Below are 26,992 nucleotides of genomic sequence, written 5' to 3' on the forward strand. Positions count from 1 at the left end.
GTTATTATGGAGAAATATGGACCGAATCCGAATGTGCTCTATCCGAATGAACAGATCAAAAGCATCTGTTATATCAAAAATGTGATTACAAGAAAAAATATTACGGTTGGCGATTATACGTATTATGATGATATAGACGGTGCCGAAAAGTTTGAGGAGCATGTGACTCATCATTATGATTTTATTGGTGACAAGCTTATTATTGGGAAATTCTGCGCGATTGCCAAAGGTATTGAATTTGTCATGAATGGTGCGAACCATCGAATGAATTCTGTTACGACCTACCCTTTTAATATCATGTCTAATGGCTGGGAGCATGCGGTTCCAGAACTATCAGATTTACCCTTAAAAGGAGATACGGTGATCGGCAACGATGTGTGGATTGGGCAGAATGTTACAGTTATGCCAGGTGTACATATTGGTAATGGAGCCGTCATCGCGGCCAATTCAACAGTTGTCAAAGATATCCCGGCTTATAGTGTCGCTGGAGGAAATCCATGTAAAGTAATTAGACAACGTTTTGATGATGAATTGATCGAACATCTAGAAGCGCTTAAGTGGTGGGATTGGGATGCTGAGCGAATCTTTAAGAATCTTGAAGCGTTATGCAGCAGTGATTTGAATAAAATCAAAGAAATTAAATGATATTGTGTAAGTTTCATAGAACGAGCTATAGTTTATCTTAAAGATATAAATAATAGCTGAGGGTATACTGACTGTATGTACTTCATATGAACCTTGCGGAGGGAAAATCTAATGAAGAAAGATGATGATAAGATCACTGCGGAACTCACAGCAGAGAAGTTTCCATACAGTAAAGAGAACGAGGAGATGGTGACGCGGAATTTTTGGGCAAAAACTAAAAAGTTCGCAGGCAAGATCCCATTTACTAAAGATGCTATTGCGATGTATTATTGCGCAGTCGACGCAAAGACCCCTTTATGGGCAAAAGGAATTGCATTCGGAGCGTTGGCTTATTTCATCTCCCCGATTGATGCGATACCCGATGCGATTCTCGGCCTTGGATTTACAGATGATGCAGCGATCATTGCAGCAGGCATTAAAGCGATATCTGGTCAGGTAACCAACGAACATAAGGAAAAGGCCGAAGCATTTTTTAATGGGGAAAAATAAAAGGTGCAGCTTTGAGCTACACCGTAATATCCATACCTTCTGGACAGCTTTCTGCGGAAAGCTGTTTTGTTTTGTAAACCTCGCCCCAGTCTTTCATGAGTTTAATAATAGGGGTCAGTGTCTTGCCAAATTCAGTTAACGAGTATTCGACTTTCGGGGGAACCTGATGGTAGACCTCACGGTGAACAACTCCATCTTCTTCCAGCTCTCTAAGCTGCAAGGTTAACATGCGTTGAGTGATTCCTGGGCATATCCGGCGAAATTCGTTAAAGCGTTTCGTTCCATCCATCAAGTGATAGATGAGAATCCCCTTCCATTTTCCTCCTATAACATCGAGCGTAAATTCCACAGGGCAAGCTTCCTTATTTCCCCCTGGGAAATCTCCGAATCCACCTTTTCGATCACGCATAGCCGTTCAACTCCCATAGTATCATTTTGTATACTACATAACATTAATGTGCGTACTTTTAAAGAAGTGATATATATTCTAATATTAAGCATGAGAACGGCAAACAGTCAAATGGGCCGTTGATTCTAAGCAAATAAAAGGAGTGTTAAATATGGATACTTTATCATTAAACAAGAATGAAATCCTGTCTGCTTACCAGTTCAGACATGCAACTAAAGAATTTGATAGTCATAAAAAAATTAGTGAGTCAGACTTTCAGTTTATTCTGGAAACAGGACGTCTGTCACCAAGTTCATTCGGATTCGAGCCTTGGCGTTTTGTCGTAGTACAAAGTCCGGAAATACGTGAGAAATTACGTGCTCATGCCTGGGGAGCACAAAAGCAATTGCCAACCGCAAGTCATTTTGTATTGATTCTCTCACGTCTTCCTAAAGATATGGCTGCTGATTCAGATTATATTAAAGGGATCATGGAGCATGTGCAGGAGCTACCTCCAGAAGTGATGGAAGGGAAAGGTAATATGTTCGATAAGTTCTTGAAGGTTGATTTCGGATTGATGGAGAATGAGCGTGCAATGTTCGAATGGAGCTGCCGTCAGACTTATATAGCCCTTGGTAATATGATGACATCAGCCGCTTTAATCGGAATCGATTCTTGCCCAATGGAAGGTTTCGATAAGGCGAAGATAGAGCAAGTTCTTACCGAAGAGGGGATTATGGATGCCGAACATTTTGGAATCTCCTGCATGGTAGCCTTTGGGTATCGTTTGAATGAACCACGTGGAAAAACAAGACAAAGTGCAGAGCAAGTCGTTCAGTGGGTTTAACTAAGCTGGAATCGCATTTTTGAGCTGCATAACGAAAATAATTAAACCTGCAGAGTCTCCGGCATCTTGGAGATCATGCAGGTTATTTTTGTTTAATTCTTACAAGATTCGAAAAGTAATTGAAATTTTCATGAAAACTCTGATACTCTTATTGAGGTGACCCATTTTAAGCTTTATCGAGTTAATTTAATAATGAAGGGATCCTGCATCATGAAAATCATTCGCATAATTATCCAAGTGTTCCTGCTTTATTTGTTCTACTTGGCTGGAGACTTCCTGCAAAAGCAGCTGCATCTTCCCGTTTCTGGGAGTATCGTCGGATTACTTTTGCTCTTTGTTTTATTGCTATTCAAGGTTGTACCAGTGAAGTGGATTGAAGATGGTGCAACAACAATATTAGCTTATCTTCCGTTATTTTTTATTCCAGCGACGGCTGGGATCGTGAAGCATATGGATATTTTTAGTGGAAGAGGTTTGCTCTTAATCTTGATTCTTATCGTTAGCAGCGTCCTCACAATTGCAGCAGCAGCACATACGAGTCAATGGCTTTCAACCTTGAAAGGAAAGAGCAAGGCGGGCTGGAGCAGCAAGAGCTTAAGCGAAAAGGGGAAGGAATTATAATGTTTTTTATCGCGACAGGAATTGTCCTGCTTAATGTTGCTATTTATTTGATGATGTCCGTAATTTATAGACGTTTTCGGTTTCCTGTACTGATTCCCGCGTTAACAGCAACAGTCCTTGTTGTAGCAATACTTCTATTTTTTCATATTCCGTATGATACATATATGATAGGCGGTCAGTGGATCAATCAGTTACTCGGTCCTGCTGTAGTGGCGCTAGCCTATCCATTGTATAAACAACGTAATGTGTTAGTTGAGAATCTTCCAGCCATCCTGGGGGGAGCGATTGCAGGTCTGTTATTAGGGATGTTTAGTGGTCTGCTTTTGGCAGCTGGTCTAGGATTTTCTAAATTGTATGTTCTGTCCATTTTGCCAAAATCTATCACAACACCTGTGGCGATACAAATCTCAAATGGTTTAGGTGGGGACTCCTCGCTAACCTCCGTATTTGTAATGATTGCCGGATTTACAGGTGCGATTGGCGGTCCTCTCATTATTAAACTGTTTAAGATTCGAAGCGAAGTTGGGATTGGGATCGGGTTAGGAACGGGTTCTCATGCACTTGGAACTGCAAAGGCACTGGAATACGGTGAACAGTCAGTTTCAATGAGCTCCGTAGCGATGACCGTTTGTGCTATTGTCGGTTCATGTATCGGTCCGGTGGTAGCTTGGATCATGTACCCTTAAATTCATTCATCGTAACTATGTTTGCAAAACACTCCATCGGGTAACTATAACTAAGGAACAAATAAAGCAAAGCACCTGAGGAGGATTTCACATGTCAGATTATTCTCAAGATGAAGCGGAAATCCGCAACAAGGAAAATAAAGACGGCGATTCATTAGCTGAAATTAAGAAGATGGAGAATGGTGTGGACATCGAGCCAGAAGCAGACGATTGGGTAGCCAAGCCTGCAGAGTCCTCGCATCCTGATCCGCTTCCTAACGATTTGGACTAAATGATTCGGAAGACAGGCTGTCCTTCATTGGGCAGTCTGTTTTTCTTGAGATGATTTTAGCAATTATTGTATAATGAATTCAGGTACAACCTCATCAGAGAGTTTTCTCCAAATTCTTAGTAGCTTTTCGCAAATTTCACAGATCTCAGCCATTCTTGTAGCAGGGAGGAAATGAAATGCGTAGTCGGAATGAGAACAGCCGATATCGGCAAAAACGTGGTGAGGCTCTTGTAGGAAACTTTGAGAAAAAGTATGGTTCAAACTTTGGCGTACGTAGTGAACTTACAACGGATACGTTAAAGAAACAAGACGACGATCAGTCGCTAATATCGGCTCAGAATCACGAAGAACGGCTTAAACCATAAGCGTGGATGGATAGAGAATCCGCTTCACTTTTTATAATTTGTAATGAAGACATAACCTTTGGGTTATGTCTTTTTTGTTGCGCATATCTCCTGAAGGATTAAGGCATAATAGGGCCGGATGGATATTTAAGAAAATAATGACAACTAGGAGTGGTGTATAAACATGATGACTTCTATATTTTCTTCAAGCGGAGATTCTGCGATGGCAGTGGCGGGCCAATATTTCTTTTATTTTATGATCTACTCTTTTTTAGGCTGGGTATTGGAAGGTACATATAACTTATATAGTAATGGAAGCTTTCGCAAAGAAGGCTTTCTAAAAGGTCCCTTTAAACCAATGTATGGATTTGCACCACTGCTTCTATTGATTGCCAGAGACTTAACCCTGCCTTTCCCAATTTTCCTCCTGCTTGCGTTAGTCGTTCCTTCAGCTGTTGAATATGTAAGTGGTTGGTTGCTAAAAACTGTGTTTCAAAAGCAATGGTGGGATTATTCAGAGATGTCTTATCAACTGCAAGGGCATATTTGTCTTCGATTCTCCCTATATTGGTGGGCGCTATCGGTTGCTTGTGTATATGGGATTCAGCCGTTTATGGAGCGTTTGTATACACAAGTCCATAATGTTTGGGGAATTATATTTCCTTTCGTGGGACTCTATCTTATGGCTGATTTATTGTGGACTTGCTGGAGTCGGTATAGAAGTGAGAAGACCCCCCAATATCAAGATTAATGATGCCTATATGGACATAATAAGCATTCTTTTGTATATGAAGCACAAACATTTCAGTGACAAGCATTTCGATCTTGCATATCAGTTTTGTGTCGTAAATAATATAGCCATATATTAAATACTAGACGGACTGGTGGAGATTACGATGACAGGGAAGATTCTAGTAAGCGCATGTCTGTTAGGACATAAAGTGCGTTATGATAATGGTGATGTGCCGTGTCTCGATGCTCGTTTCTTGAAGTGGTATGAGGAAGGGCGTTTTGTCCACATTTGTCCTGAGGTAGTCGGAGGGTTATCAACGCCTCGTCCTGATGCCCAGCGGCAAGGTGAGCGGGTAGTAACAGGTGCAGGTGTGGATGTTACGGAACCTTTTATGAAAGGTGCTCAAGCAACGCTGAAGCTGGCTACAGAACATCAAGTTACATTAGCGATATTAAAACAGGATAGTCCTTCTTGTGGTAGTCTTTATATTTATGATGGTACTTTTAGGGATACGAAGATGTCAGGAGAAGGTACAACTACGGAGTTATTACGGCAAAATGGCTTTAAAGTGTTCGGCGAAGATCAACTAGATGAAGTGGAGAAAGAACTTGCTCGTATGGAGGGGTAAGTCAATCTTAAAGTAATAATTGGAACTCATGTTACATAGTGTGTATAAGGGGAACGAAGCAGTGTCCTTGGGAGAGGAAATGCCGTCCGAAGAGCCATCCTTCATTTGGGATTGGAGGCGGACGCAGATGAGTATTGATCAGCTCATTTCATTGCTTGTTCTTGTCATCATGATCGTACAGCTTGCCGGCTACAAAGGGAAACATTAAGCTCAAAGTCTCACCTCATTGTAACTGCTTCCGGACCTCAGAAAGTATTGAGCCGTTCGGAAGCTTTTTTTGTTCCACGCTAAGCATATTACCGAATCTAAAGGATTCCATCACAGAGATGTCTAATATATACATAATGTGGGTTTTTGGGAAGCCGGAGGAAAATAGGATGATGTTCTACAAAACGGTGTGAGAGGATGGATGAATAGCGTGCCGATGTCTGAGTATTATCAGGAGATCCGAGGAAAAGTGGGTTCAGAGTTATTAATGATGCCTTCCGTAGCTGCAGTAATAAGAAATAAAGAAGATGAAATTCTATTTATTCGAAAACCTGAAGAGTCCTTGTGGGGATTGCCAGCAGGCGCCATCGAGCCAGGGGAACGGCCGGGAAGAACTTTGCGCAGAGAAGTATATGAAGAGACTGGATTAATGGTGCATCCTACTTCCATTCTTGGGGTTTTTGGTGGCGGGAAATATAGATACGAATATAACAATGGAGACCAGGTGGAATATACAGTCATCGTATTTGAGTGTTCTATCATCCGTGGAACGCTGAGAGCAATGGATGGAGAAGTCGAAGAATTTAAGTTCTTTAAAGAGAGTGAGCTGCCCGAGATGGCCATTCCCTATCCAGTGGAGATTTTCAAGAAAGACCGCGAAGTGGCAAAAACGATATTTGAATGAGCTGGAGAGGTGTAACTCATGAAGACTTTTATTTATATGATTAGGCACGCAGTATCACCTTTTGTGCTTGGAGATGAGAGGGAACGAGGATTATCTGATAAAGGGCATGAGGACGCATATAGAATTAAAGAACTATTGGCGGAGGAAGAGATCACACATTTTGTCTCCAGTCCTTATAGACGAGCCATAGATACGATTAAGTATTTAGCTGAGGCATCGGATCAAGAAATTGAGCTGTATGAGGAACTTAGAGAAAGAGCCATCGCAAGCGTTGAAATCGAGATCAGTGAACAAGAATTTCTTCAAGGTATCCGGGCATCATTCACAGACTTACAATATAAAATGCCAAATGGTGAGAGTACTCAGGAAGCGCAAGAGCGTGCGATCCCCATCATGAAGCAATTGATCCAGCAAAATAAAGGCGGCAAAATTGCACTAGGTACCCACGGGAATATCATGACCATTATCCTGAATTACTTCAATAAAAAGTATGGTTATGAGTTCTTTGAACAGACTTCGAAACCAGATATTTATAGGCTGGAATTTGATGAATTAGAGCTTACTAGTGTGGAACGAATGTGGAACCCCGAAGTACTGAGCAAATGAAGTATTTTATTAAGCTTAATTCGTTAAGCGTATTTTATGCCTTTATGTTGTTTGTCGTAATAGAGCTACTAGCAAATATTTATCGTATTAGTAGAATTTCTGGCTTGGAGCTGGATAAAGTGAATAACTTGCAGCTTATCTTCATATTTGTGATGTTTATATTTTTTTCTATAGGGTTTGTTTGGATGACAAAAAAATATTTGAGCGGTAAAAAATCCATGTATTTCACTACGATCCTGTGGTTTCCCTATTTGGTTCTGTTTATTAATTTATTCGCAGCATGGTTCCCAATTACAGAAGCTGCGGATAAACCAGTCCCGGTAACAGGGTTAATCATAATAGGGGCCATGATTATTTATCCGTTTTATATCGTGATGATTAATATTATATCAAGCATAAACTTCAAGTCAGACGCAGGATAGAGGATGGAAATGAGAGTTAATGCTTTAAAAGAAAGAGTTATTTATGGATGCATCTGCTTAATTGTTATTGTACTGGGGTTATGCTCTAGAGCATTCTCGGAACAGCTACCCTTGTTTGTAACGAGACATTTTGGAGATGCGCTTTGGGGCAGCATGGTTTACTTTATGTTTCGTGTACTGCTAGTGAACCGGAAGCTGTGGATCGCTTTTATGTGGAGCCTGATGTTTTGCTTCGGCATAGAATTTAGCCAACTGTATCAAGCAGAGTGGATCAACAGCATCCGTACTACCTTACTCGGTGGGTTGATTCTCGGAAAGGGATTCCTATGGATTGACCTTGTTCGATATACCGTTGGAATTACGCTTTCTTACGGACTGGATCAATACTTTCGCCCAAAACTGCATCGAATAGATAAATAGCTTTCAATGGAGATGAACCTAAAAATGGTAAATAGCTTGATTGTAGTATGCTTGCTTACAATGATTATTCATACAGCAGAAACCTTATCTTATTCGGTAAGATACGCCGGGGTGAAGCTGAACAAGATAGCTATTGCTTTGTCTCTGACAGGCATTATTGTTCTCGTGTCAAGAACTGCAAACATGATTCAAGCTCCACTGACGGCTAAATTCGTAGATTATGCCAAAATACATTCTGATTTCCCACTTCTTAATTACTTGAGAATTATATTGTTAGCTTCTTCATTAGGGACATTAATTGCCATTGCTATTTTCCCTACTTTTGTAGGCTTGTTTGGGAGAATCATCTCAAAGCTTGAAATCGAAGGTTCTATTCCCAAGCTGCTTACGAGCGTAACGATCGGGCAGTTAAAAAATACTAGAAAATACATAAGAAAACCAAAAGTGAATCTATATAACTTCAGATACCTGGGGATTCCTAAACGTTTTATTGTTATGAATGTTTTTGTTACAGCCTTTTACACCGTAGGGGTCATATCATCTTTGTATGCTGCTCATCTAATGCCTCAATATAGCACGACTGCTTCTCAAGCCTCAGGATTGATTAACGGAATGGCGACTATACTGCTGACCATATTTATCGACCCACAGCTTGGTCTTATTACCCATAAAGCCACTGAAAATGTAGAATACCGTGATCAGCTAGGAAAAATATATGTGGTATTGATGGGTTCACGATTTCTAGGTACTATATTTGCTCAGCTCCTAATTGTGCCCGCAGCCCAACTAATTAGTATGTTAGTGAAGCTGATATGAGCTGGTGGGAGCGAATCATTATGGAAGCTTAGACTCTGCAGATCGTAGAGCTAGGGAGATCTTCTGCTCCCAGCTGTAAATATTCTGATGCATGTCATGAATTCGTTTCATTTGCTCATAGGAAATTCTCATTTCTGATACTGCCTTAATCGCATCCCCTTGTTTTACAGCCGATTTATATTGTTTATCTGCTTCTGAACGAACTTTCTGTGCTACAGCGATATTCTTGTTCTCGGCGGTGATTTGCTTCTTCAGAGCTGTGATTGGTGCCAGAGCATCTTTGATAGGCTTGATCTTGGCAGCTGTTTGCTTGCGGGCAGTTGCCAAAGCGTCTGTCTTGGCCTTAATTTCAGTTCGAGCGAGTGTTACCGCAGCTTTGAGCTTATTGCGTCTTAGATCCAGGAGAGTGGCTGTCTTAAAGTCCTTAGCTTTCTTGGCTGCGGTAGACTGCTTACTGAGTGTGCTGTATTGGTCCAGTAGAGGAGCATGTTTCTTCTGAGCCGACGTTGCTTCAGATGATAAACGACTCAGCAGAACCTTATCTGTTGACTCTATGACAGAGTGAATAGATTTCAGTGTTTCATTGTTCTGCTTACGTAGCATTTGAATTTTTGAACTATCGGACTTGAGGGCTACTTGAAGCGAGGTATAATTACCATGGAGACCGTTAATGTCATCTAAGGCTGAATCCCAGTCTGTACCTGCAGAAGCTAATGTAAGGTTGATGTTGAGGAGAGCTACTACTAGGATTAATTGGACAAACCTCTTTAAATAACTAAAATTGTGAATAAACATTCATTTCAGCTCCTTAATTAGTCTATGTGCGCAAAAAAAGCACCTCCAAGATAGGCATGAATGCCTATCTTGCGAGGTGCTTCTCCCGCAGAAATATAAATGATACACTTACTATAACTTGAAATTAATGGATAGTCAATCCGAAAAAGAACATTTGTTTGCTTTTTTTGAAATAATGAAACATAAGGAGAGTCAAAGATGAATTCACATCTAGATCGAATGCATGATCGAGTGGCCTTAATAACCGGAACCTCTAGTGGATTTGGACTGCTCACAGCCCTTAAACTAGCAGGACAGGGATTCAAAGTTGTAGCAACCATGCGCGATTTGAGTCGTAAAGGCGAGCTTGAACAGCAGGCAGAGCATGCAGGACTCTTGAAGCAGCTTCATTTTATGACCATGGATGTTACCGATAGTGATTCTATACAGGCGACTATAACCTCAGTACACGAAACATTCGGAAGAATTGATGTTTTGGTAAATAATGCAGGCTTTGCTATAGGCGGCTTCATAGAAGAGATATCCATGGAAGAATGGCGTCAGCAAATGGAGACTAATTTTTTCGGATTAGTCGCGGTGACAAAAGCTGTGCTGCCAGTTATGCGAGAACAGAAAAGTGGTACGATTATTAACGTGGGGAGTATAAGCGGGTTGTCCGGGTTTCCGGGGTATGCTCCATATGCAGCTTCCAAATTTGCAGTAGAAGGATTCAGTGAAAGTCTGCGTCATGAAATGTCTCCTTATGGAATACGTGTAGTATTAATTGAACCTGGCTCCTTCCGTACTCCGATTTGGGGAAAAGGAATGGCACAAATTCGGCAAGTCGAGGATTCTCCTTATAGAGACCGTCTGGACGCTGTACTACGATATTCCAAGCATACCGCTGAAACTGCACCTGATCCAAAGCAAGTGGCAGATCTCATCGGTCGTATTACTGAAATGAAGTCACCGAGGCTTCGGTATCCTATCGGCAAAGGCACCCGGATCTTGATCTTAGGCAAAACGCTGCTCCCGTGGAAATGGCTGGAGAGAATTATTGCGAAAGAATTGAGGTGATGGAATGGAGCAATCCATAAACTTAACAATCATTAAACTCATTGGATATGTATCCAGTTTGATGACCGTTTTTTTATGGTTTATATTTATATTCATTAATCCGTATGCTGAGGTTACGAATCAATCCAGTATTATAATAAGTATGGTAATGTTGGTGTTGCCTGCCGGATTACTTGCGATAGGTGTCTCTTTAAACAGAAGCCTTCTCATGCTTCTCGCCTTTATTTGGAGTTTTCCATACAGTTTATATATGTTATTAACGCCGGGAATCTTCAGGTTGTTCGGGATTACAAGCTTAATGTATTTATTGTGTTTTGTGTTATTTAGAATCATCAAGATCAGATTTTGAATAGAATTGAGGTGTGCTGATGCTAGATTCGTCAGGACTACATATTTGCTTCGATCCAGCAGGCCGTGAAATTGAAATCCTTGATGTTACTCCAGTCGGTAAAGATAAATACCGCATCGAAGAGACGCCGATCTTTAATCCAAGTGTTACAATGGGTGATATTATACGGGTGAAAGAAGAGCTAGGGATCTATTACTATCAGGAAACTGTACAGAAATCTCATTTCAAAAGGTATGCTTGGCTCCTCAGTAAAGAGGCTGTTGATTCAGCAGCCATTTCTGCTTTTAAACAACGGATCACAGAGAATGATGGGAAATGTGAACAGATCTTTGGCGGTTTGTTGGTTATTCATATTCCTAAGAATACTATGATGGACGTAGATGGGGAAATGAATCGCATTATTGAGCGGTTTTAGAAGTGTGGGTACGTAAATATTAACGAGTATGAATAAGAAAAAAAATGCTGCTGCATGAAATGCAAGGAAGCTTGCATTTCATGCAGCAGCATGGAGAATAGGTGAAACGGTTTAGACAATCTGAGCGATACAATCTATACTTATTTTATTTCTTTCATAAATGTCTTAAAATTTTCGGCGATTTCTTTTGATTTGGTATGGTGCAGATAATGTCCTGCATCAAGTTTTACCAATTTTCCTTGTACGGAATTTTTGACTTGCTCTTCATGCAATGATATCCAATCTTTTAAGAGAGTATCATCCCCTTGTACAAAGAGCAAAAGGGGAATATCCTTTGGAAAAGTTGAATTTAGAGCCCCTTTATAATTAGAAGACATATGTTCCACTTCATTTAAGTTAGTGTAATTATAAGTGTTTCTAAGCGTAAGCAATCTCAATTGTTCTTTAGTTTCATCATCAAACGGCAATTCAGCATAGGGATTTCCACTTGATTTAAATAACAATCTGCCCAAGCCTGATTTTCTAAGTAGTTTTAATTTTCCTGTTGGTACTTTAACACCTATTCTGTCTTCCGTTGCAATACTATTATCAATCCCGACAAATGCACTCACTTCGTTTGGATATTTGTTCACATAATTCAAACTGTACATACCGGAAATAGAGTGTGCCATTAGAATATAACGGTCAATATTAAGCTGCTTTACAGCTTCATGAATTTCACTCACAATGTTTTCTGTGGTTCGCTCTTTTTCAGTTCTATCACTTAATCCATAACCGAAAGGCTCAATCACAACAACTTTGTAAAATGGTGATAGTTCATCTATTAACAGCTTAAAATCAAGTCCCGGTGCCACCGTTCCATAACCAGGTAAGAGCACGACTGTCTCTTCACCCTTTCCTTGAATCAAAACGTTCATATTTTTACCATCGACGCTTACAGACTGACCATAGGGTTTTATTTTAGCTTGGTCCGATTTATTGAGGAAAATATTAGCGACAAAAACAGTCACTAGAAAAAGCACTAGTGCAGTAGCTAAAGCCCCTAAGGAAATAAGTATAAATTTAAGCGGTTTATTCATCCTTTTTTTAATAACCTCTTCTTCTGGTTTCACTCGTATCTTCTCCTGTTCTAATCGCTTTATTTTAGCTACCTTAACGAATTGCTAAAGGAAGCTTACCCGATGAAGATGAACTATACATGACGACAATATGAACTGAATATGAACGAGCGAAAAAAGCTTCTGCACCGATCAAAAAGTTTATAAAATGAATATGAGGTGAGCAATTATGTTGAAATTTATCAAACAATATTTGCCTAGTGTTGCTATCGCAGTGGTCCTATCTTTGTTTGTAAGAACTTATGTTGCTGAAGCCATGAGGGTTCCTACTGGCTCTATGATTCCTACAATTGAAATTAATGACCGTCTAATCGTTGAAAAAATGTTATGGATGACGACACTCGATCATGGAGATATCGTCGTGTTTACGCCTCCGGTAGCAGGTGATGAGAATAAAAGATATGTAAAGCGGTTGATAGGGTTGCCAGGTGATACCATTGAAATTAAAGATGGAGCCCTTTACAGAAATGGAACGGAGATCAATGAACCCTATCTTAATGAGCGGATGAATTATACTTTTGGACCCGTTACGGTTCCGGCGGATCATTACTTTTTTCTCGGAGATAACCGGAATATAAGCTATGATGCTCATCTCTGGGCTACTCCTTTTGTAGCGAAGGATCAGTTGATTGGAAAAGTGATAGCGGACTTTAGTATTCCTTTTTAGGTGATGTTACGGGGGTCTTTTGAACTAATTGAGAGTGTTAATGAGACTTTAACCATATTGTGACTTTGGAATAATTTAGCTATCCTTAAGGTAAAATATACCTATTGATAGGAAGGGTGCAGAATTTTGAAAGCTCATGTCACGGATCTCAAACATGGCGATTGTCTTATGTTGGACACTTTTAATAGTGTTGGTTTACACGTGCTCCCAAAAGGGACAATTGTTTACCAAGAAGAAATCACCCTCCTGATGAGACATCGTATCGATTATGTCGATATTGAACCTCGCAGCATTGCGATGGATAATGAGGGAACGAATCTGGAGCAAAGCCTAAATGGAAACTTTGATCTAGCGATCCAAAACTATGAATCTATTTTTCTAGAAGCACTCAGCAAGGGCAGTTTCACGCAGTCAGATGTTGATCTTACGTTGCAGCCCTTGCTGGAAAAAATGGATGAACATAAGGATGTAGTTTCCTTATTGCTGTTGCTTGAACGAGAAGACGTTGGTACATACAATCATTCATTACAGGTCGGACTGCTATCATTTTACATAGCGACTTGGTTAGGTTATACGAAAGAAGAACGCTACGAGATTAGCCGGGCAGGGTATTTACACGACATAGGAAAAAGTCAGATCGACCCATCTATCTTAAATAAGACGGGGATCTTAACCCCTGAGGAAACTGAAGAACTTAAGCGTCACACTTCGTATGGATACGATATTATTCTTAAATCTATGAATGACGAGAAGACCGCTCTGGTGGCGCTTCAGCATCATGAATTCGAGGATGGGACTGGTTATCCTAATATGCTTCGTAAGGCGGACCTGCACCCGTATACACTGATTGTGGCTGTTGCTAATGCCTATGTTGGGATGACCTCTGCAAGAGTGAATCAACCCAAACAAGGGCTGATTACCGTTCTGCGCAAGGTGCATGAGCTGGGCTTTGGCAAGCTGAATGGAAATGCGGTACAAGCTTTGATTGGACATTTACTGCCGAACTTCGTAGGTAAAAGTGTGCAGCTTAGCAACGGAGAGCAAGGTACGATTATTATGAACAACCCTTTGGATATTTTTAAACCGTTAGTGAAAGTAGATGAAACTACGTTTAGGGATTTATCCAAGGAACGAAATTTGACCGTTGAGGAAGTATTTATTTAACGAATAGTTTTGTCTGGATAAATGGAAAGGCTATCTCCTGATTCAAAATCAGAGGATAGTCTTTTTATGTTATAATCGAAATTGGGTTAACAACCCTTTAATATGAAGTAGGAGAGTGCTTATCGTGATTATCAAGTTCATTCGTTTGCGTTAATTCGAGGTGCAATTCAATGATACCAACATCCATTTATTTCAAAATGTGACGGGTCTTATTTAAGTGTGCATTCTTTGATTATCAAATTCGAATGAAATGAGGAATAAATAATGAGCGAAAAGATATTTAAAGTAAACGGTATTGATATATGTTCGGATAGTTTTGGAGACCCCAGTAATCCTGCAGTATTACTAATTATGGGTGCCACTTGTTCAATGGTTTATTGGGATGAGGAGTTTTGTCAACGATTAGCAGATACAGGACGATATGTTATAAGGTATGATAACCGGGATGTGGGACGTTCTGTTGTATATGAGCCTGGGAGTTCTAATTATACGGTAATTGATATGGCCGATGATGCTGCTGGGTTACTTAACGCTTATAATATAGAACAGGCAAATATCGTTGGGATGTCCTTAGGTGGAATGATTGCACAAGTCCTTGCTATACGTCATCCCCAAAAAGTTCTAACCTTAACATTGATCGCATCTAGCATTTTTGAATCTGATGATAATGACCGGAACTTACCTCCAATGGATGAGAGGATCCTCGCTTTTCATGCCAATGGAGCTAGTCTGGATTGGTCAGATGAAGAAGCGGTCGCAGATTACTTGGTTTCCGGTTCCAGCATACTCTGTGGATCAAAACATAAATTCGATGAGAAAAGAGCGTATAAACAAGTTAGGATGGAAATAAAACGTGCAAACAACTTGCTCAGCATGTTTAATCATTCGCTTCTTACAGGAGTGGATGACTACGAGGGGAAGGCGAAAAATACCATGGTTACTTCCTTAGTTATCCACGGTACAGAAGACAGCGTACTTCCCTTGGAGCATGGTCTGGCGCTTGCCGATGAAATTCCTAAAGCGTCGCTACTAACCCTAGAAGGAACGGGTCACGAAGTTCACCCTGATGATTGGGAAACAATAATTAATGCTATTTCGAATCATACATTAGGCAGTAATGCTTAACGAGGCTTAGATAGTTAGATAATGAAGGGTTACAATACGGTGATGTCGATTGTAGCCCTTTTCTACTTCTTTTTAGGAATTAAAGCGTTTAACTAATTTTTCCTTATGTGCAGTAAATGCCTCTTCTAAAGTGATATCATACAAATCGGCTAACAAGGCTATATTTCCTAGCACATCACCAATTTCCTCAATCAAGTCTTGTTTCAGTTGCTCTGGTGGAGGGGTAGATTCATCTGGGCGATCTCTTCCGATTTCATAGGAGCGTACTGCCCGTGCAACCTCACCGGTCTCTTCCATAAGAAATCCAACCCGTATAAAAGGACCATAATCGGTCCAGCCTCTTTGTCCATAATAATTTTTAATCCATTTCTGCACTTCATTGATCTCCATATTATGTAGCACTCCTTAATCTTTTATATGATTTATTCTCCAACATATAGTATATTAGATGTCGGATATTATCAATATATAGTTTGGAGATGAGGATTTGAAATCAATTTGTGTTTTTGCAGGATCGAATTTAGGGGTGCATGAGGAATATAAAGTTAAAGCTGTTGAACTTGGAAACTACATGGCTATGAACCAATATCGCTTAGTTTACGGGGGATCAAGAATTGGATTAATGGGTGAAGTCGCCAATGCTGTTTTGAACGGTGGAGGTGAGGTGATCGGAGTTATGCCTAGGGGATTGTTTAATGGAGAGATGGTACATAGAGAATTAACGCAGCTGATAGAAGTGGACGATATGCATGGACGAAAAGCAAAAATGGGAGAATTGGCGGATGGGTTTATTGCTTTACCCGGCGGTTTTGGGACGTATGAAGAGCTGTTTGAGGTTTTGTGCTGGTCACAAATCGGTATACATAAGAAACCGGTAGGGGTTTTAAATATCAGGAATTATTTTGATCCTCTGATGAATCTAATTCAACATAGCATTAAAGAGGGATTTTCTAACGCTTCGCATCTTAGTTTGTTAAATATAGATCAAGAACCCTTGGAACTATTAAAAAAATTAGAAAGCTATGTCCCTCAAACGTTGGAGCAAAAGTGGAAACAGCTTAACTAAAGAACAGTTACTGTATCAGATGAAAGGGCTGCCGAGAGGGAGCTCTTTTTCTGCTAATCATTAGTTGTGGTAAAATATAGGTATGCTTCAAGGAGGTGTGCGAATGAACGTAAAAAAGAATGTACTATTCATTTTATGTGTAGTTGTAATTGTAGCTATTATTGGATGGATCACTATAGAAGTTGGGCATTCCAAATGGAATTTTGAACGTCAGTTAAATGCGGATCTACAGGGACTCCAAACCATAAATCAAGTGAATTATATTTCCGACGCTGATGCAGTGAAAGAAATAAGCCTAATGAAGCATCCTTTGAACATAAAAGTCCTCTCTACAACTCCTGAAGTAGCACCAAGGCCTGATTATTTTCGCGATGTAATGGTTGAAATTAATGATAAGCCTTTTAAAGTACGAATGGCTTGTTATACTAAACCCTTGTCTAGTACCCCATTTGAAATATGGGATTTGAATCAAATCAACTTTGAATAATCTTACATCCTCTCGCTGAATTTGAATTTCACTAGTGGATTGGCTATGATAAATATAGAGAAAAGCTACAAGAGGAGAAATGGATAATGACCCCCGAGAATCAAATCGAACAATTTAAGAAGCTTAAGCACGAGATCACCCGATTTATGTTGATTTATAAATTTGCACTTGATGAGATGGAGACGAAGATTGAGATCCTCAAACAGGAGTTTCAGTCTCTTCACGATTACAGTCCTATTGAACATACCAAATCGAGAATCAAGTCTCCCGAGAGTATTATGAACAAAATGCTCCGCAAAAATGGAGAATTATCTCTAGATTCTGTGAGAAATTGTATTAAAGACATTGCAGGTCTACGAATTACCTGTTCTTTTATCTCAGATATTTATCATGTAAGTGAAATGCTTCAGAAGCAGGACGACTTAACGGTTCTTGAAGTGAAGGATTATATTAAGAATCCCAAGCCTAACGGTTATCAAAGTTTGCATTTGCTGATTCAGGTACCTGTATTTATGTCAGATCGTCAGGAGTTAGTGTGCGTTGAGGTACAAATTCGTACCATTGCTATGGATTTCTGGGCAAGTCTCGAACATAAAATTTTCTATAAATATAATAAGTCAGTACCAGAGAGTATGACTCGTGAATTGAAAAATGCAGCGGATGCCGCTCATGCACTTGATCTTCAAATGGAGCGACTGCATCGGGACATTAAGGAAATCAAAGACGACGATGAAGATGATGATCTTAGTTCCTTTGAGGAGCTTCGCCGTATAGTGATTCACAATCAGCAATTCACACTTCCAGCTAACTTTATTAAGCTGCTTGGAGACAAATAATCTGATTATATCACCTAGAGTTACCGTTTCTGGTTAACTCTAGGTTTTTTATATTGTAGTTATCATTGCCACGTACAACTAGAATAGAGTATTCTCAACTTGAAAGAGAGACTTGTAATCATTGGCTTCATCAAATTGATATGAAGGAGAATGAAGATGAGTGAGCGTAGACTCCGAACCATTACTGTAAATCAAATCGGATATCCGGTGGGTGGAGAAAAGATTGCAGTGTTTACTGGTGCTGGTCATGACTTTCAGGTTGTTGATGTTGATCATGGAAATGTTGTATTCGAAGGGCAGACAGGTACTCCCAGATTTGATGAGGCAAGCGGAGTAACTGTACATACAGGTGACTTTTCTGAGGTTCATGCAGTGGGCAGATACCGGATTGAGCAAGGTGAGGGGATAGCTTCGGCATCATTTATAATCTCAGATAAACCTTATCACGAGCTTCAACAGGGCTTGTTGAAGGCCTTTTATTATTATCGTTGCGGGGTTGAGTTGACTGAAGAGTATGCTGGAGATTGGAAGCATAAGGCTTGTCATACAGCAGAGGGAATTGTATATGGTGAAACGGAGCGTCGACTAGATTGTTCTGGAGGCTGGCATGATGCAGGTGATTATGGTAAATACAGCGGACCCGGAGCCAAGGCCATCGCTGATCTATTACTAGCCTATGAGTTATATCCATCTGCTTTTGTAAGCGCTATCCCGATTCCTGAAAGTGGGGGGATAACTCCAGATGTTCTGCTGGAATGCAAAGTGGAGCTGGATTGGTTATTCAAAATGCAAGACTATAGAACAGGTGGAGTGTATCATAAACTGACTACGCTGAGCTTTCCAGATTTGGATGTGATGCCAGAGGCTGATACAGCAGATCTATATTTCTCACCGGTGTCAGCAACCGCCACTGGAGATTTTGCTGGAGTCATGGCCATGGCAGCGCGGATATATGAGCCCTTTGACTCAGCCTATGCGAAGAAATGTCTGGATGCCGCAACACTAGCTTGGGAATGGCTTGTTCAACACCCAGATGCGCCAGGGTTTATAAATCCGCCAGAAATTAGCACCGGTGAATATGGAGATGGGAACGACAAGGATGAGCGGTATTGGGCAGCTGCGGAGCTCTATCGTACGACGGGGAAAGAAGAATACCATCAAGCTGTTCTGCAACTGGTGCAGTTGTCTTTTTCAAAATACAGTCTAGGCTGGGCAGATATGGGGGGATACGGCACACTTGCATATCTGTTAAATGGTGAAGATCTAGCAGACCGTGCTTTGTATGCTTCCTTAAGAGAAGGACTTCTGGCTGAAGCGGAACGGTTAGTGGAACAGAGTCGTGAGGATGGTTATAGGATCTCCTTAAAAGAGGACGACTATATTTGGGGAAGCAATATGCTCGTAATGAACAATGCTATGCTGCTAGTTGTGGCTGAATATTTTAGTGGGGATTCGAGCTTTGCGGACTGTGCGCTAGATCATTTGCACTATCTGATGGGTCGTAACGTACTGGATATCAGTTATGTTACCGGATTTGGCGATCATCCAGTGATGCATCCGCATCATCGTCCATCTGTTGGTGATCATGTGGTTGATCCTGTGCCGGGTCTTGTATCTGGGGGGCCAGATCGTGGGCTTCATGATGAATATGTAGTAGAACATTTACACGGAAAACCAGCCGCTCAGTGTTTTGCCGATCATGAACTTAGTTATTCTACGAATGAGGTAACGATCTACTGGAATTCACCTGCGGTGTTCGTTACAGCTCGATTTAATCAATAAATTAATTAATATATGGGAAAGGCATGTCTCATGGGGGAGATGCCTTTCTCTTTTTTTATGCAGCTAAAATGCTATAATACGAAATGGTATGATATTTTTTCGTTTGGCAATAGGAGGTAAGGCATTGAGCAGTATTTTTGAAATTCAAAGACTTGCAAAATTGAACTGGAAAAGCAGCGAACAAGCTTCGAAATATCTATTCTCGGACATCTCCGCTGAAATATCTGAATCGGACCGAATCGCTCTGATCGGTGCCTCGGGTCAAGGTAAAAGCACACTACTTAGAATAATGGCTCTGCTGGATGCTCCAGATGAAGGGGATATGCTTGTCAAGGGCACTTCATTCAAAAATATGGATTCAAGGCTGTGGAGAATGAAAATCGGGTTTGTGGCTCAACAAGCGGTTATGTTGCCTGGCAGTGTGGAGGATAACCTAAGAACCGTCAGCAAGCTGCATGACAGACCATATGACCATAAATTAGTACAGCGGCTATTGGAACAACTAGGGCTGGAACAATTGGATTTGAGTAAAAAAGCAGCAGATTGCTCTGGCGGTGAAAAGCAGCGGATATCCCTGATTCGGTCATTGCTGCTGCGACCTAATGTTCTACTGCTCGATGAAATCACTGCATCACTAGACATTGACAGCACTCAAAGGGTAGAGGATCTACTGGAACAGTGGCATAAAGAAGAAGGGACTTCAATGATTTGGGTGACCCATGACCTTAAGCAGGCTAGCCGAATAAGCACTACTACATGGTTTATGGGGAATGGTAAGCTGGAACAACACTGGAGTGAATCTTTTTTTGCTGAATCTGCGGAAGACTTGGCAAAAAGATTTATTCGACCGTTAGAAGGAGCGTCATTCTTATGAGTTATACTGCACTGAGTTTCACGCTTCTGTTTGTGTTAGGGACGATGTTGGTTTCGGTATGGCAAAAGCTCGGACTAGAAAAAGATATTATTGTAGGCACTATAAGGTCGGCGATTCAATTGCTTGCGGTCGGATATGTACTGCAATTTATTTTTAAAACCGATCAGATGATCTATGTTATTTTGATAATAATCTTCATGATAAGTGTAGCCGCATGGAATGCAGCGAAAAGAGGAAAAGGTCTACGTGAATTAGTCTGGAGAATTGGACTTGCGATCGCTACTATGGAGCTCCTTATGATGGGGATTCTGCTCGGCTTACATATTATTGAGGCGACCCCACAATATATCATTCCCATTAGTGGCATGACCATTGGTAGCGCTATGGTTGTCTCGGGTTTGTTCATTAACCATATCAAGCACGAAATACAGCAGAGCAAAGGGGAAATCGAGACTCTACTGTCACTCGGTGCAACGGTTCCGCAAGCGATCCATGAAGTTAGAAAAAGATCTGTGAAATTCAGCATGATCCCTACCATCGACGGAATGAAGACAGTAGGACTTGTCCAGCTTCCAGGTATGATGACGGGTATGATTATAGCAGGCGCTGATCCGGTAATCGCTGTTCGCTACCAGATTCTGATTGTGTTCTCATTCACCGCCTCTGCGGCCATAACAAGTATACTGCTAAGTGTACTGAGCTACCGACTCTTTTTCACGCCTGATCAACGGCTTAAACAATCGGTAGAACGATAATAGATTTCTATTTCTCACAAGCGATTCCGTTATTGTCACGGTCGCTTTTTTTGTTGGCATTTTGGTTACATAAAAGTTAGCGATAACGGGGAATAATTAGAATTCAATTCACATGAGGTGAAAAAGCTTTCTATGAGGTGATTCTGATTAGTAAAAAGAAATTGGCGGCTACTCTGATCGCAGGCGTATTGCTTCTGCCAGGAATCGCAATAGGTGCACCTGATAACGGAACGGTGATTCAGTCTAATGGAAAGCTGCTCTCAGCCATGCCTTTGCCAGCTCCCGAGTCTAAACGAATCATATTGCCTTCTGCGTTTCAAGCGGCTGAGCTATACGGGTTCGGTTTGCAGCACCGGAATGCGTCAATTCAATATTCGATCTTTTCCAAGGAACTCAAAAAGGTTATGTATCCGCAGTTTGTTGAACTGAATTGGGTAACGGGCGTATCCAGTCCGTGGATTACAAAGTACGAGGTTACTAAAGAAACAGTAATTAACCCGAATTCAGAGGTCATAGAAATGCGCATAGATTCCGCGACTTCAAATGGTCCGGAACCATCCATGCTACTGACGATCTCACTTGTTAAAGATCATAATAGCTGGGTGATTACCGGAGTGAAGCCGAATCCTTAAATGACATGCGGAGAATTGTAAAAAGAGCAAGCGTAGTAGGGAACATTCCCGTACGCTTGCTCTTTTTTACTGACTGAATGCATTATTCCGCTATTACGCGACTAATCTCTACCCGCCTTGACCATCAATTCCGCCATCATTTTTGGCTCGGTTCGGACAGTGGTCATATGATCACCTTTGCCCTCGATGAAGCGGAAAACGCCCAAATGACTGGATTGAGTCGGGTGAAACCCATATGGACCTTGTGGGATAGCCGTGTCTTCCGTCAGATAAAGATAACTTTTAGGGATTTGGAGACTGTAGAATTTCTTGAGATCCAGCTTTTCAAACAGTGGGGTAGCTGGTTCAGGCGGAGCTTGTTTATAAAAGGCTTGTGCTTGCGCAAGACTGGCAGTGTTGACGAAGGTATCCCGGAAGAGCGGGAAAGGGAGCGTGATGGTGTTATTACCGGAAGCGTCTCTTAGCTGTTCAAAGGATTTAAGTGACTCAGCAGGAAATTGATCTGCCACACTTTGCCCGTCAAGCGGCGCGAAGGCATCAAAGAACACGATCCGTTTGATCCGATCAGGTACTTGTTGGGAAACTGTTTGAATGACTGATCCGCCGAAGCTATGTCCGAGCAGAATAAAATCCTTCAAGTCTTTTTGTTTAATATAGTCGACAACGGACTTTGTGATTTGCTCATGTGTTACATTATTATTCTTATCCGCGCCATGTCCTGCATATTCGGGTGTGTAGACGGTGTGCCCTAACTTACGAAGCTCAGAGGCTGTTTCATCCCAAAAACCTGCAGTAGCCCAAGACCCATGAATCAGAACAAAGGTTAATGGAGTCTGTTTGGTAGAGGATTTGTGGTTAGCGGCTGCAACCGCGGGGTGTTGATTCAAAGGCTGCAACCCCATAATGGTGAAAATAGAGATACATAACGCTAATACTATTTTAATGTGAATCGATTTCATACTTTGCCTCCTGTATAGTGTGAGAATTTAACATTATAGAGGATGCCCCGATTGACAGAGAAAGATGAGTTTTTATTGGAGTCAGTGAATCTCCGGCACCTAGGCATAGGCAAACGCATATGTTGTTCTAGGAAATCAAAAATTTACGGGAACAGAAGGGTAGGAATAAACAGTGACTTCATACATGGATTATACGTCCCCTAATACACAATTTACTTTCGATGTGAACACTAATACTCTCTTTAAAAAGGATGCCAACAACTACATTAATTTGCTGTCGGTTAAGCAGTTGAACACACTGGAGAATACCTCACTCCTTGATATTTTTCTTAGCAAATCGAATGTGGTGGAGCCCCATTATCATCAAAATGCGGCAGAACTTGTCTATTGTATCTGCGGTTCAGCAGTAGTGTCCTTAATCAATCCGTTTACGAATGAACTACTACATTTCCCAATTTGTCCAGGTCAAGTGGCGAACGTGCCGCAAGGCTGGTGGCATTATGAGGTGGCAACCGTCGATAATACACATCTGCTCGCGATTTTTGATGCACCTATTCCTGAGGTTATCTTAGGCTCGGATATCCTGAGCAAAACCCCTGCGAATGTATTGGCCCATACTTACTGTTTGAATGAAGCATTGGTAAAGGAAGCGTTAGCTCCTATTAAACCTGGCACCTTTATCGGCCCACCTGCCGACTGCTGTGAGGAAGATAAAGTAAAGGGAGTCAATAATATGGCCCCGAATATGGCTCCTAATATGAATATGCATGCAAATATGATACCAAATATGCAACCTAACATGCATCCAAACATGCAGCCATATGCTCATATGCAAGCTCAGCCCATTCCTATATCTTCACAAATGCCTCCAGCGACGCAAGCATTTAATTATCAGCCTTACCCAATGCAAGGATACTACACTCAAGGCTATGAACAGCACTATCGCCAACAGCCTTATGTACAACAACAGCCGAATTATCAATATTCAAATAATCAAGAGTAACAACAAAAAACCTCCTGAGATTAAATCTCCTGGGAGGTTTACTTGTTAGGACTTAAGATAAACGGACAAGCACTCTGCCTCGTGTGTTTCCTTGCAGAATATCTTCCAATGCTTGTGGCAGTTCATTCAAGGTTACTTCACGATCTACAAGGTTCTCAAGCTGTGCAGGCTTCAAATCAGTCGCCATCCGTGTCCACACCTTTTCGCGTAGCTCAGCAGGACACTCTACGGAATCAATACCGAGCAGGTTAACCCCCCTAAGAATAAAGGGAAGGACGGTAGTTGGAACAGAAGTGCCACCGGTCAGGCCGCTTGCAGCAACAGAACCTCTGTAGGAGATTTTACTCAAAATCGACGCAAGTGAGTTTCCGCCAACGGAATCTACAGCACCTTGCCATAGTTGCTTCTCTAATGGTTTGCTAGATCCGCCCGTAACCTCTTCGCGTGAAATGACTTCTTCCGCGCCAAGAGTTTTCAAATATTCGTTAGCTTCTTTATTACCAGTGCTGGCCACTACACTATAGCCTTTTGTACTAAGCATAGCGATAGCCGATCCACCCACACCACCGGTCGCTCCCGTTACGAGTACTTTGCCTTTGTCTGGTGCTAAGTCATTGTCTTCCAGAGCTTGAATGGACAAGGCTGCAGTTAGTCCAGCTGTACCATAAATCATAGCTTCTCTTAGTGTAAGTCCTTCCGGAAGTGGGGTGATCCAAGCGGCAGGAATTCGTGTATATTCGCTATATCCTCCAAAGTGAGATACACCCATACCATACCCTGTAGCGATAACTTGTTGTCCTTCATGAAACCGCTCGTCTGAAGAAGACACCACAGTACCGGATAAGTCGATGCCTGGAATAAAAGGGTATGATCTTACAATTTTTCCGTTAGAGATACTGGCTAATCCGTCTTTATAATTCACACTGGAGTATGCAACCTTAATTACAACTTCTCCTGCGGGTAGTTCTTCTAAGGCAACCGGCTTAACAGCGACGGAGAATGATGATTCTGTTTTGTCGACAACTAATGCTTGAAATGATTCTGTCATAAGTGTAATCTCCTTCAACTACGTTATAGGTAAGACATGTATATAATATTTATTCTGATCAGTCAACTCGTCATTGTCTATGATATAACGCAAGTTAGACGTAGTGTAGGATTCTTTGATTGTGTATTGTAACATTATATCTTAGCTGAGGTTGAACATATCCATCTGGATAGAAACAATCCTAACCATGAGCAGTGGCTGAGACGTCGCTTTTGGTATTGTTGCCGTTCTGCATGAGGAGGCACCGATTGGCATTCCCGCGCTTGGAGCAAGAGCCGAAGTCCTAGATATTGGAGTATGTAAAGATCATCGTAGAAAAGGAATAGGAGGTATTTTACTACAGCATGTAGAAGAAGTTGTTAAGAGTAGGGGAGCTTACTGTTTACTTATGCTAACCTATGCAGAAGATTATGATGTGATTGCTTTTTACGGTAAAAACGGCTTTGTGCCCGTCGCTACAATCCCTGATGTATTTGGTCCGGGTGCCGAAGGGAATACTATCTTAAGAAAAATACTAAGGTGATCTATTCAATAGGAAGAAAGTTTGTTTAAATGGTATAGTATAGTGTATTTGAAATCTTAGGGTTGAAGAAAGAGAGGCTAATTCATGGCTATTGCAACAACGATGATTGTCAGGCTCGAAATTCGGAAATCGGTTGCTTCTTTTGGTGATGTTGCTTCAGGAATTGCCACTGCAGGTGGAGATATCGTTGCTATTGACGTGATTCGTGCAGGTAAGGATGTAACAACTCGAGATATAACAATAAACGTGCAAGATGCCTCGAATGGAGAAATGATGTCTATACTATCGAAGATGCCAGGAGTCAAAGTAATTAATGTATCAGATCGAACTTTTCTAGCTCATCTTGGCGGAAAAATTGAAATCACACCTAAAATGCCTATCAAAAATCGGGAAGATTTATCGCTGGTGTATACCCCGGGAGTTGCCCGAGTGTGTACGGCGATTGCCGAAGATCCGAACAAAGCCTATTCTTTGACGATGAAGCGGAATACAGTAGCCGTCGTTACAGACGGAACGGCTGTGCTTGGACTAGGGGATATTGGACCGGAAGCGGCTATGCCTGTTATGGAAGGTAAGGCTATGCTGTTTAAGCAATTAGCGAACATCGATGCTTTTCCACTATGCTTAAATACTAAAGATTCAGATGAAATCATTAATATCGTTAAAGCAGTATCTCCTGGATTTGGGGGAATCAACTTAGAAGATATCAGTTCTCCGCGCTGTTTCGAGATTGAACGTCGTCTTGCCGAAGAGCTGGATATTCCGGTATTTCATGATGATCAGCACGGTACATCTGTTGTAGTTTTGGCAGGTCTTTTGAATGCGCTTAAAGTAGTAAATAAATCTATCGAAGATGTTCGAATTGTCGTTGTGGGTATAGGTGCAGCTGGTGTGTCCATTTGTAATATGCTTCTGGCGGCAGGAGCTCGCAAAATCTACGCGGTAGATCGTGAAGGTGTTCTTAGAAAAGATCTTCAGTATGATAATCAGGAATGGCGGAAGCTTGCTGATGCAACTAACCCGGAAGGTATTGAAGGTGGACTGACGGAGGTTATGCAGGGAGCAGATGTCTTTATTGGGGTGTCACGTGGTGGGATTCTATCCGTCGATCATCTCAAGAGTATGGCCAGCGATAACATTGTGTTTGCAATGGCTAATCCGACACCGGAGATTGAACCAGAATTGGCCGAGCCTTTTGTTCGCGTATTAGCGACAGGTAGAAGTGACTATCCGAATCAGATCAACAATGTGCTGTGTTTTCCGGGTATCTTCCGTGGCGCACTGGATTGCAGAGCAAAAACAGTGAACCTTGAAATGAAGCTGGCCGCGGCAAAAGCGATTGCTTCAGTCGTTCATCCGGATGAGGTTAATGAGCAATACGTAATCCCAAGTATTTTTAACGAAAAAGTGGTAGAGTTAGTGCGTCTGGCAGTGATCCATGCAGCTATTGCAACGGATGTAGCCCGCCGGATCCCTAAGGATATTGATAAGGATATGGAATAAAAGCGATACTATAAATGGACTGCTTTG

The 26,992-nt window shown here is 41.3% G+C and carries 36 protein-coding genes and 1 pseudogene; 30 read left to right on the forward strand and 7 right to left on the reverse strand.

Annotated elements, in window-relative coordinates; translation table 11 throughout:
* The first annotated feature begins 6 nt into the window (after positions 1 to 6).
* Together PAENI_RS01910 and PAENI_RS01915 are read left to right on the forward strand one after the other, a co-directional pair.
* Positions 7 to 645, forward strand: a complete 639-nt coding sequence (locus tag PAENI_RS01910) for a Vat family streptogramin A O-acetyltransferase (RefSeq protein ID WP_149644074.1) — start codon at positions 7 to 9, stop codon at positions 643 to 645.
* A 111-nt stretch (positions 646 to 756) separates the two neighbouring features.
* Positions 757 to 1,134, forward strand: a complete 378-nt coding sequence (locus PAENI_RS01915; protein ID WP_149644075.1) for a YkvA family protein — start codon at positions 757 to 759, stop codon at positions 1,132 to 1,134.
* A 16-nt stretch (positions 1,135 to 1,150) separates the two neighbouring features.
* Here PAENI_RS01915 and PAENI_RS01920 read toward each other — a convergent pair whose 3' ends face one another.
* The gene (locus PAENI_RS01920; protein ID WP_042187109.1) at positions 1,151 to 1,543 is read right to left on the reverse strand and encodes a winged helix-turn-helix transcriptional regulator; all 393 of its coding nucleotides are present in this window, start codon (positions 1,541 to 1,543) and stop codon (positions 1,151 to 1,153) included.
* A 151-nt stretch (positions 1,544 to 1,694) separates the two neighbouring features.
* Here PAENI_RS01920 and PAENI_RS01925 point away from each other — a divergent pair, with 151 nt between their 5' ends.
* From PAENI_RS01925 to PAENI_RS01980, 13 genes are all read left to right on the forward strand, one after another.
* Positions 1,695 to 2,369 carry an NAD(P)H-dependent oxidoreductase gene (locus PAENI_RS01925; RefSeq protein WP_149644076.1) on the forward strand — a complete coding sequence of 225 codons (675 nt, stop codon included), beginning with the start codon at positions 1,695 to 1,697 and terminating at the stop codon, positions 2,367 to 2,369.
* A 210-nt stretch (positions 2,370 to 2,579) separates the two neighbouring features.
* Complete coding sequence (locus tag PAENI_RS01930; protein WP_076283039.1) at positions 2,580 to 2,990, forward strand: CidA/LrgA family holin-like protein; 411 nt, start codon at positions 2,580 to 2,582, stop codon at positions 2,988 to 2,990.
* Positions 2,990 to 3,676 (forward strand): LrgB family protein, encoded by a 687-nt coding sequence (locus PAENI_RS01935; protein WP_076283038.1) that lies wholly within the window; start codon positions 2,990 to 2,992, stop codon positions 3,674 to 3,676. The genes PAENI_RS01930 and PAENI_RS01935 overlap by 1 nt, the downstream gene beginning before the upstream one ends.
* Before the next feature lie 91 nt (positions 3,677 to 3,767).
* The gene (locus tag PAENI_RS01940; protein WP_042126589.1) at positions 3,768 to 3,947 is read left to right on the forward strand and encodes a hypothetical protein; all 180 of its coding nucleotides are present in this window, start codon (positions 3,768 to 3,770) and stop codon (positions 3,945 to 3,947) included.
* Positions 3,948 to 4,123: 176 nt separating this feature from the next.
* Complete coding sequence (locus PAENI_RS01945; protein WP_076283037.1) at positions 4,124 to 4,312, forward strand: hypothetical protein; 189 nt, start codon at positions 4,124 to 4,126, stop codon at positions 4,310 to 4,312.
* Between the two features lie 163 nt (positions 4,313 to 4,475).
* The gene (locus PAENI_RS01950) at positions 4,476 to 5,042 is read left to right on the forward strand and encodes a putative ABC transporter permease (protein WP_262495475.1); all 567 of its coding nucleotides are present in this window, start codon (positions 4,476 to 4,478) and stop codon (positions 5,040 to 5,042) included.
* 145 nt (positions 5,043 to 5,187) lie between these two features.
* Positions 5,188 to 5,652 carry a 2-thiouracil desulfurase family protein gene (locus tag PAENI_RS01955; protein ID WP_042187118.1) on the forward strand — a complete coding sequence of 155 codons (465 nt, stop codon included), beginning with the start codon at positions 5,188 to 5,190 and terminating at the stop codon, positions 5,650 to 5,652.
* Positions 5,653 to 5,713: 61 nt separating this feature from the next.
* Positions 5,714 to 5,860, forward strand: a complete 147-nt coding sequence (locus tag PAENI_RS31720) for a hypothetical protein (RefSeq protein WP_156113097.1) — start codon at positions 5,714 to 5,716, stop codon at positions 5,858 to 5,860.
* Between the two features lie 210 nt (positions 5,861 to 6,070).
* Positions 6,071 to 6,544 (forward strand): NUDIX domain-containing protein, encoded by a 474-nt coding sequence (locus PAENI_RS01960; RefSeq protein ID WP_042193681.1) that lies wholly within the window; start codon positions 6,071 to 6,073, stop codon positions 6,542 to 6,544.
* Between the two features lie 18 nt (positions 6,545 to 6,562).
* A complete protein-coding gene (locus tag PAENI_RS01965) occupies positions 6,563 to 7,150 on the forward strand; it encodes a histidine phosphatase family protein (RefSeq protein WP_149644077.1) in 588 nt (195 codons plus the stop codon).
* The gene (locus tag PAENI_RS01970; protein ID WP_149644078.1) at positions 7,147 to 7,572 is read left to right on the forward strand and encodes a hypothetical protein; all 426 of its coding nucleotides are present in this window, start codon (positions 7,147 to 7,149) and stop codon (positions 7,570 to 7,572) included. The genes PAENI_RS01965 and PAENI_RS01970 overlap by 4 nt, the downstream gene beginning before the upstream one ends.
* A gap of 9 nt (positions 7,573 to 7,581) precedes the next feature.
* Positions 7,582 to 7,992, forward strand: a complete 411-nt coding sequence (locus PAENI_RS01975) for a ribosomal maturation YjgA family protein (protein ID WP_262495476.1) — start codon at positions 7,582 to 7,584, stop codon at positions 7,990 to 7,992.
* A gap of 24 nt (positions 7,993 to 8,016) precedes the next feature.
* Positions 8,017 to 8,808, forward strand: a complete 792-nt coding sequence (locus PAENI_RS01980) for a lipid II flippase Amj family protein (protein ID WP_060622455.1) — start codon at positions 8,017 to 8,019, stop codon at positions 8,806 to 8,808.
* Between the two features lie 18 nt (positions 8,809 to 8,826).
* On the opposite strand, the gene PAENI_RS01985 is transcribed toward PAENI_RS01980, so the two are convergent.
* Complete coding sequence (locus PAENI_RS01985; RefSeq protein ID WP_076283032.1) at positions 8,827 to 9,603, reverse strand: hypothetical protein; 777 nt, start codon at positions 9,601 to 9,603, stop codon at positions 8,827 to 8,829.
* Positions 9,604 to 9,801: 198 nt separating this feature from the next.
* On the opposite strand from PAENI_RS01985, the gene PAENI_RS01990 reads away from it, so the two are divergent.
* Positions 9,802 to 10,659: an SDR family oxidoreductase gene (locus tag PAENI_RS01990; RefSeq protein ID WP_149644080.1), complete on the forward strand. Its 858-nt coding sequence runs from the start codon at positions 9,802 to 9,804 to the stop codon at positions 10,657 to 10,659.
* A 368-nt stretch (positions 10,660 to 11,027) separates the two neighbouring features.
* A complete protein-coding gene (locus PAENI_RS01995) occupies positions 11,028 to 11,423 on the forward strand; it encodes a DUF4265 domain-containing protein (RefSeq protein ID WP_076298441.1) in 396 nt (131 codons plus the stop codon).
* A 140-nt stretch (positions 11,424 to 11,563) separates the two neighbouring features.
* Here the strand turns inward: PAENI_RS01995 and PAENI_RS02000 are convergent, their stop codons facing one another.
* Complete coding sequence (locus PAENI_RS02000; protein WP_410477453.1) at positions 11,564 to 12,541, reverse strand: alpha/beta hydrolase; 978 nt, start codon at positions 12,539 to 12,541, stop codon at positions 11,564 to 11,566.
* A gap of 169 nt (positions 12,542 to 12,710) precedes the next feature.
* Here PAENI_RS02000 and lepB point away from each other — a divergent pair, with 169 nt between their 5' ends.
* The 3 genes from lepB to mle all read left to right on the forward strand — a co-directional run bounded on the left by lepB (position 12,711) and on the right by mle (position 15,497).
* A complete protein-coding gene (gene lepB, locus PAENI_RS02005) occupies positions 12,711 to 13,208 on the forward strand; it encodes a signal peptidase I (RefSeq protein ID WP_076283028.1) in 498 nt (165 codons plus the stop codon).
* A 126-nt stretch (positions 13,209 to 13,334) separates the two neighbouring features.
* On the forward strand, positions 13,335 to 14,372 hold the full coding sequence (locus tag PAENI_RS02010; RefSeq protein ID WP_042187147.1) for an HD-GYP domain-containing protein: 1,038 nt from the start codon (positions 13,335 to 13,337) through the stop codon (positions 14,370 to 14,372).
* 264 nt (positions 14,373 to 14,636) lie between these two features.
* On the forward strand, positions 14,637 to 15,497 hold the full coding sequence (gene mle, locus PAENI_RS02015) for an alpha/beta fold macrolide esterase (RefSeq protein ID WP_149644081.1): 861 nt from the start codon (positions 14,637 to 14,639) through the stop codon (positions 15,495 to 15,497).
* A 72-nt stretch (positions 15,498 to 15,569) separates the two neighbouring features.
* On the opposite strand, the gene PAENI_RS02020 is transcribed toward mle, so the two are convergent.
* A complete protein-coding gene (locus PAENI_RS02020; RefSeq protein ID WP_149644082.1) occupies positions 15,570 to 15,887 on the reverse strand; it encodes a MazG nucleotide pyrophosphohydrolase domain-containing protein in 318 nt (105 codons plus the stop codon).
* Positions 15,888 to 15,984: 97 nt separating this feature from the next.
* On the opposite strand from PAENI_RS02020, the gene PAENI_RS02025 reads away from it, so the two are divergent.
* The 6 genes from PAENI_RS02025 (at position 15,985) to PAENI_RS02050 (ending at position 21,297) form a co-directional block, all read left to right on the forward strand.
* Positions 15,985 to 16,563: an LOG family protein gene (locus PAENI_RS02025; protein ID WP_149644083.1), complete on the forward strand. Its 579-nt coding sequence runs from the start codon at positions 15,985 to 15,987 to the stop codon at positions 16,561 to 16,563.
* A 103-nt stretch (positions 16,564 to 16,666) separates the two neighbouring features.
* Positions 16,667 to 17,050 carry a hypothetical protein gene (locus PAENI_RS02030; RefSeq protein WP_149644084.1) on the forward strand — a complete coding sequence of 128 codons (384 nt, stop codon included), beginning with the start codon at positions 16,667 to 16,669 and terminating at the stop codon, positions 17,048 to 17,050.
* 86 nt (positions 17,051 to 17,136) lie between these two features.
* Positions 17,137 to 17,886 (forward strand): GTP pyrophosphokinase, encoded by a 750-nt coding sequence (locus PAENI_RS02035; protein ID WP_042187155.1) that lies wholly within the window; start codon positions 17,137 to 17,139, stop codon positions 17,884 to 17,886.
* Positions 17,887 to 18,042: 156 nt separating this feature from the next.
* Positions 18,043 to 19,668 carry a glycoside hydrolase family 9 protein gene (locus PAENI_RS02040; RefSeq protein ID WP_149644085.1) on the forward strand — a complete coding sequence of 542 codons (1,626 nt, stop codon included), beginning with the start codon at positions 18,043 to 18,045 and terminating at the stop codon, positions 19,666 to 19,668.
* A 124-nt stretch (positions 19,669 to 19,792) separates the two neighbouring features.
* Positions 19,793 to 20,542, forward strand: a complete 750-nt coding sequence (locus PAENI_RS02045) for an ABC transporter ATP-binding protein (protein WP_262495477.1) — start codon at positions 19,793 to 19,795, stop codon at positions 20,540 to 20,542.
* Entirely contained in the window at positions 20,539 to 21,297 is a 759-nt protein-coding gene (locus PAENI_RS02050) for an ABC transporter permease (RefSeq protein ID WP_149644087.1), read from the forward strand. Before PAENI_RS02045 ends, PAENI_RS02050 begins: the two co-directional genes overlap by 4 nt.
* 7 nt (positions 21,298 to 21,304) lie before the next feature.
* Here the strand turns inward: PAENI_RS02050 and PAENI_RS33000 are convergent.
* Positions 21,305 to 21,352 (reverse strand): annotated as a pseudogene (locus PAENI_RS33000) (excalibur calcium-binding domain-containing protein); the annotation flags it as partial.
* 82 nt (positions 21,353 to 21,434) lie between these two features.
* Between PAENI_RS33000 and PAENI_RS02060 the strand changes: the two are divergent.
* Positions 21,435 to 21,929 carry a hypothetical protein gene (locus tag PAENI_RS02060; RefSeq protein WP_149644088.1) on the forward strand — a complete coding sequence of 165 codons (495 nt, stop codon included), beginning with the start codon at positions 21,435 to 21,437 and terminating at the stop codon, positions 21,927 to 21,929.
* Positions 21,930 to 22,030: 101 nt separating this feature from the next.
* Here the strand turns inward: PAENI_RS02060 and PAENI_RS02065 are convergent, their stop codons facing one another.
* Positions 22,031 to 22,888, reverse strand: coding sequence for an alpha/beta hydrolase (locus PAENI_RS02065; RefSeq protein ID WP_149644089.1), 858 nt, complete (start codon positions 22,886 to 22,888; stop codon positions 22,031 to 22,033).
* A gap of 184 nt (positions 22,889 to 23,072) precedes the next feature.
* Between PAENI_RS02065 and PAENI_RS02070 the strand changes: the two genes are divergently transcribed.
* A complete protein-coding gene (locus PAENI_RS02070) occupies positions 23,073 to 23,891 on the forward strand; it encodes a cupin domain-containing protein (RefSeq protein ID WP_149644090.1) in 819 nt (272 codons plus the stop codon).
* A gap of 52 nt (positions 23,892 to 23,943) precedes the next feature.
* On the opposite strand, the gene PAENI_RS02075 is transcribed toward PAENI_RS02070, so the two are convergent.
* A complete protein-coding gene (locus PAENI_RS02075) occupies positions 23,944 to 24,939 on the reverse strand; it encodes an acrylyl-CoA reductase family protein (RefSeq protein WP_149644091.1) in 996 nt (331 codons plus the stop codon).
* A gap of 229 nt (positions 24,940 to 25,168) precedes the next feature.
* On the opposite strand from PAENI_RS02075, the gene PAENI_RS02080 reads away from it, so the two are divergent.
* Both PAENI_RS02080 and PAENI_RS02085 read left to right on the forward strand, forming a co-directional pair.
* Positions 25,169 to 25,462 carry a GNAT family N-acetyltransferase gene (locus tag PAENI_RS02080; RefSeq protein ID WP_262495509.1) on the forward strand — a complete coding sequence of 98 codons (294 nt, stop codon included), beginning with the start codon at positions 25,169 to 25,171 and terminating at the stop codon, positions 25,460 to 25,462.
* Positions 25,463 to 25,546: 84 nt separating this feature from the next.
* Positions 25,547 to 26,965, forward strand: coding sequence for an NAD-dependent malic enzyme (locus tag PAENI_RS02085; protein ID WP_076298432.1), 1,419 nt, complete (start codon positions 25,547 to 25,549; stop codon positions 26,963 to 26,965).
* Positions 26,966 to 26,992 lie beyond the last annotated feature (27 nt).

This window comes from Paenibacillus sp. B2(2019), from assembly GCF_008370385.1.
Lineage (GTDB): Bacteria > Bacillota > Bacilli > Paenibacillales > Paenibacillaceae > Paenibacillus_AQ.

Bases quoted from the DNA above. Each gene is read 5' to 3' on its own strand.
- PAENI_RS01910 (WP_149644074.1), top strand. From the start codon at position 7: ATGGAGAAATATGGACCGAATCCGAATGTGCTCTATCCGAATGAACAG.
- PAENI_RS01915 (WP_149644075.1), top strand. From the start codon at position 757: ATGAAGAAAGATGATGATAAGATCACTGCGGAACTCACAGCAGAGAAG.
- PAENI_RS01920 (WP_042187109.1), bottom strand. From the start codon at position 1,543: ATGCGTGATCGAAAAGGTGGATTCGGAGATTTCCCAGGGGGAAATAAG.
- PAENI_RS01925 (WP_149644076.1), top strand. From the start codon at position 1,695: ATGGATACTTTATCATTAAACAAGAATGAAATCCTGTCTGCTTACCAG.
- PAENI_RS01930 (WP_076283039.1), top strand. From the start codon at position 2,580: ATGAAAATCATTCGCATAATTATCCAAGTGTTCCTGCTTTATTTGTTC.
- PAENI_RS01935 (WP_076283038.1), top strand. From the start codon at position 2,990: ATGTTTTTTATCGCGACAGGAATTGTCCTGCTTAATGTTGCTATTTAT.
- PAENI_RS01940 (WP_042126589.1), top strand. From the start codon at position 3,768: ATGTCAGATTATTCTCAAGATGAAGCGGAAATCCGCAACAAGGAAAAT.
- PAENI_RS01945 (WP_076283037.1), top strand. From the start codon at position 4,124: ATGCGTAGTCGGAATGAGAACAGCCGATATCGGCAAAAACGTGGTGAG.
- PAENI_RS01950 (WP_262495475.1), top strand. From the start codon at position 4,476: ATGATGACTTCTATATTTTCTTCAAGCGGAGATTCTGCGATGGCAGTG.
- PAENI_RS01955 (WP_042187118.1), top strand. From the start codon at position 5,188: ATGACAGGGAAGATTCTAGTAAGCGCATGTCTGTTAGGACATAAAGTG.
- PAENI_RS01965 (WP_149644077.1), top strand. From the start codon at position 6,563: ATGAAGACTTTTATTTATATGATTAGGCACGCAGTATCACCTTTTGTG.
- PAENI_RS01970 (WP_149644078.1), top strand. From the start codon at position 7,147: ATGAAGTATTTTATTAAGCTTAATTCGTTAAGCGTATTTTATGCCTTT.
- PAENI_RS01975 (WP_262495476.1), top strand. From the start codon at position 7,582: ATGAGAGTTAATGCTTTAAAAGAAAGAGTTATTTATGGATGCATCTGC.
- PAENI_RS01980 (WP_060622455.1), top strand. From the start codon at position 8,017: ATGGTAAATAGCTTGATTGTAGTATGCTTGCTTACAATGATTATTCAT.
- PAENI_RS01985 (WP_076283032.1), bottom strand. From the start codon at position 9,603: ATGTTTATTCACAATTTTAGTTATTTAAAGAGGTTTGTCCAATTAATC.
- PAENI_RS01990 (WP_149644080.1), top strand. From the start codon at position 9,802: ATGAATTCACATCTAGATCGAATGCATGATCGAGTGGCCTTAATAACC.
- PAENI_RS01995 (WP_076298441.1), top strand. From the start codon at position 11,028: ATGCTAGATTCGTCAGGACTACATATTTGCTTCGATCCAGCAGGCCGT.
- lepB (WP_076283028.1), top strand. From the start codon at position 12,711: ATGTTGAAATTTATCAAACAATATTTGCCTAGTGTTGCTATCGCAGTG.
- mle (WP_149644081.1), top strand. From the start codon at position 14,637: ATGAGCGAAAAGATATTTAAAGTAAACGGTATTGATATATGTTCGGAT.
- PAENI_RS02020 (WP_149644082.1), bottom strand. From the start codon at position 15,887: ATGGAGATCAATGAAGTGCAGAAATGGATTAAAAATTATTATGGACAA.
- PAENI_RS02030 (WP_149644084.1), top strand. From the start codon at position 16,667: ATGAACGTAAAAAAGAATGTACTATTCATTTTATGTGTAGTTGTAATT.
- PAENI_RS02035 (WP_042187155.1), top strand. From the start codon at position 17,137: ATGACCCCCGAGAATCAAATCGAACAATTTAAGAAGCTTAAGCACGAG.
- PAENI_RS02040 (WP_149644085.1), top strand. From the start codon at position 18,043: ATGAGTGAGCGTAGACTCCGAACCATTACTGTAAATCAAATCGGATAT.
- PAENI_RS02050 (WP_149644087.1), top strand. From the start codon at position 20,539: ATGAGTTATACTGCACTGAGTTTCACGCTTCTGTTTGTGTTAGGGACG.
- PAENI_RS02065 (WP_149644089.1), bottom strand. From the start codon at position 22,888: ATGAAATCGATTCACATTAAAATAGTATTAGCGTTATGTATCTCTATT.
- PAENI_RS02070 (WP_149644090.1), top strand. From the start codon at position 23,073: ATGGATTATACGTCCCCTAATACACAATTTACTTTCGATGTGAACACT.
- PAENI_RS02075 (WP_149644091.1), bottom strand. From the start codon at position 24,939: ATGACAGAATCATTTCAAGCATTAGTTGTCGACAAAACAGAATCATCA.
- PAENI_RS02085 (WP_076298432.1), top strand. From the start codon at position 25,547: ATGGCTATTGCAACAACGATGATTGTCAGGCTCGAAATTCGGAAATCG.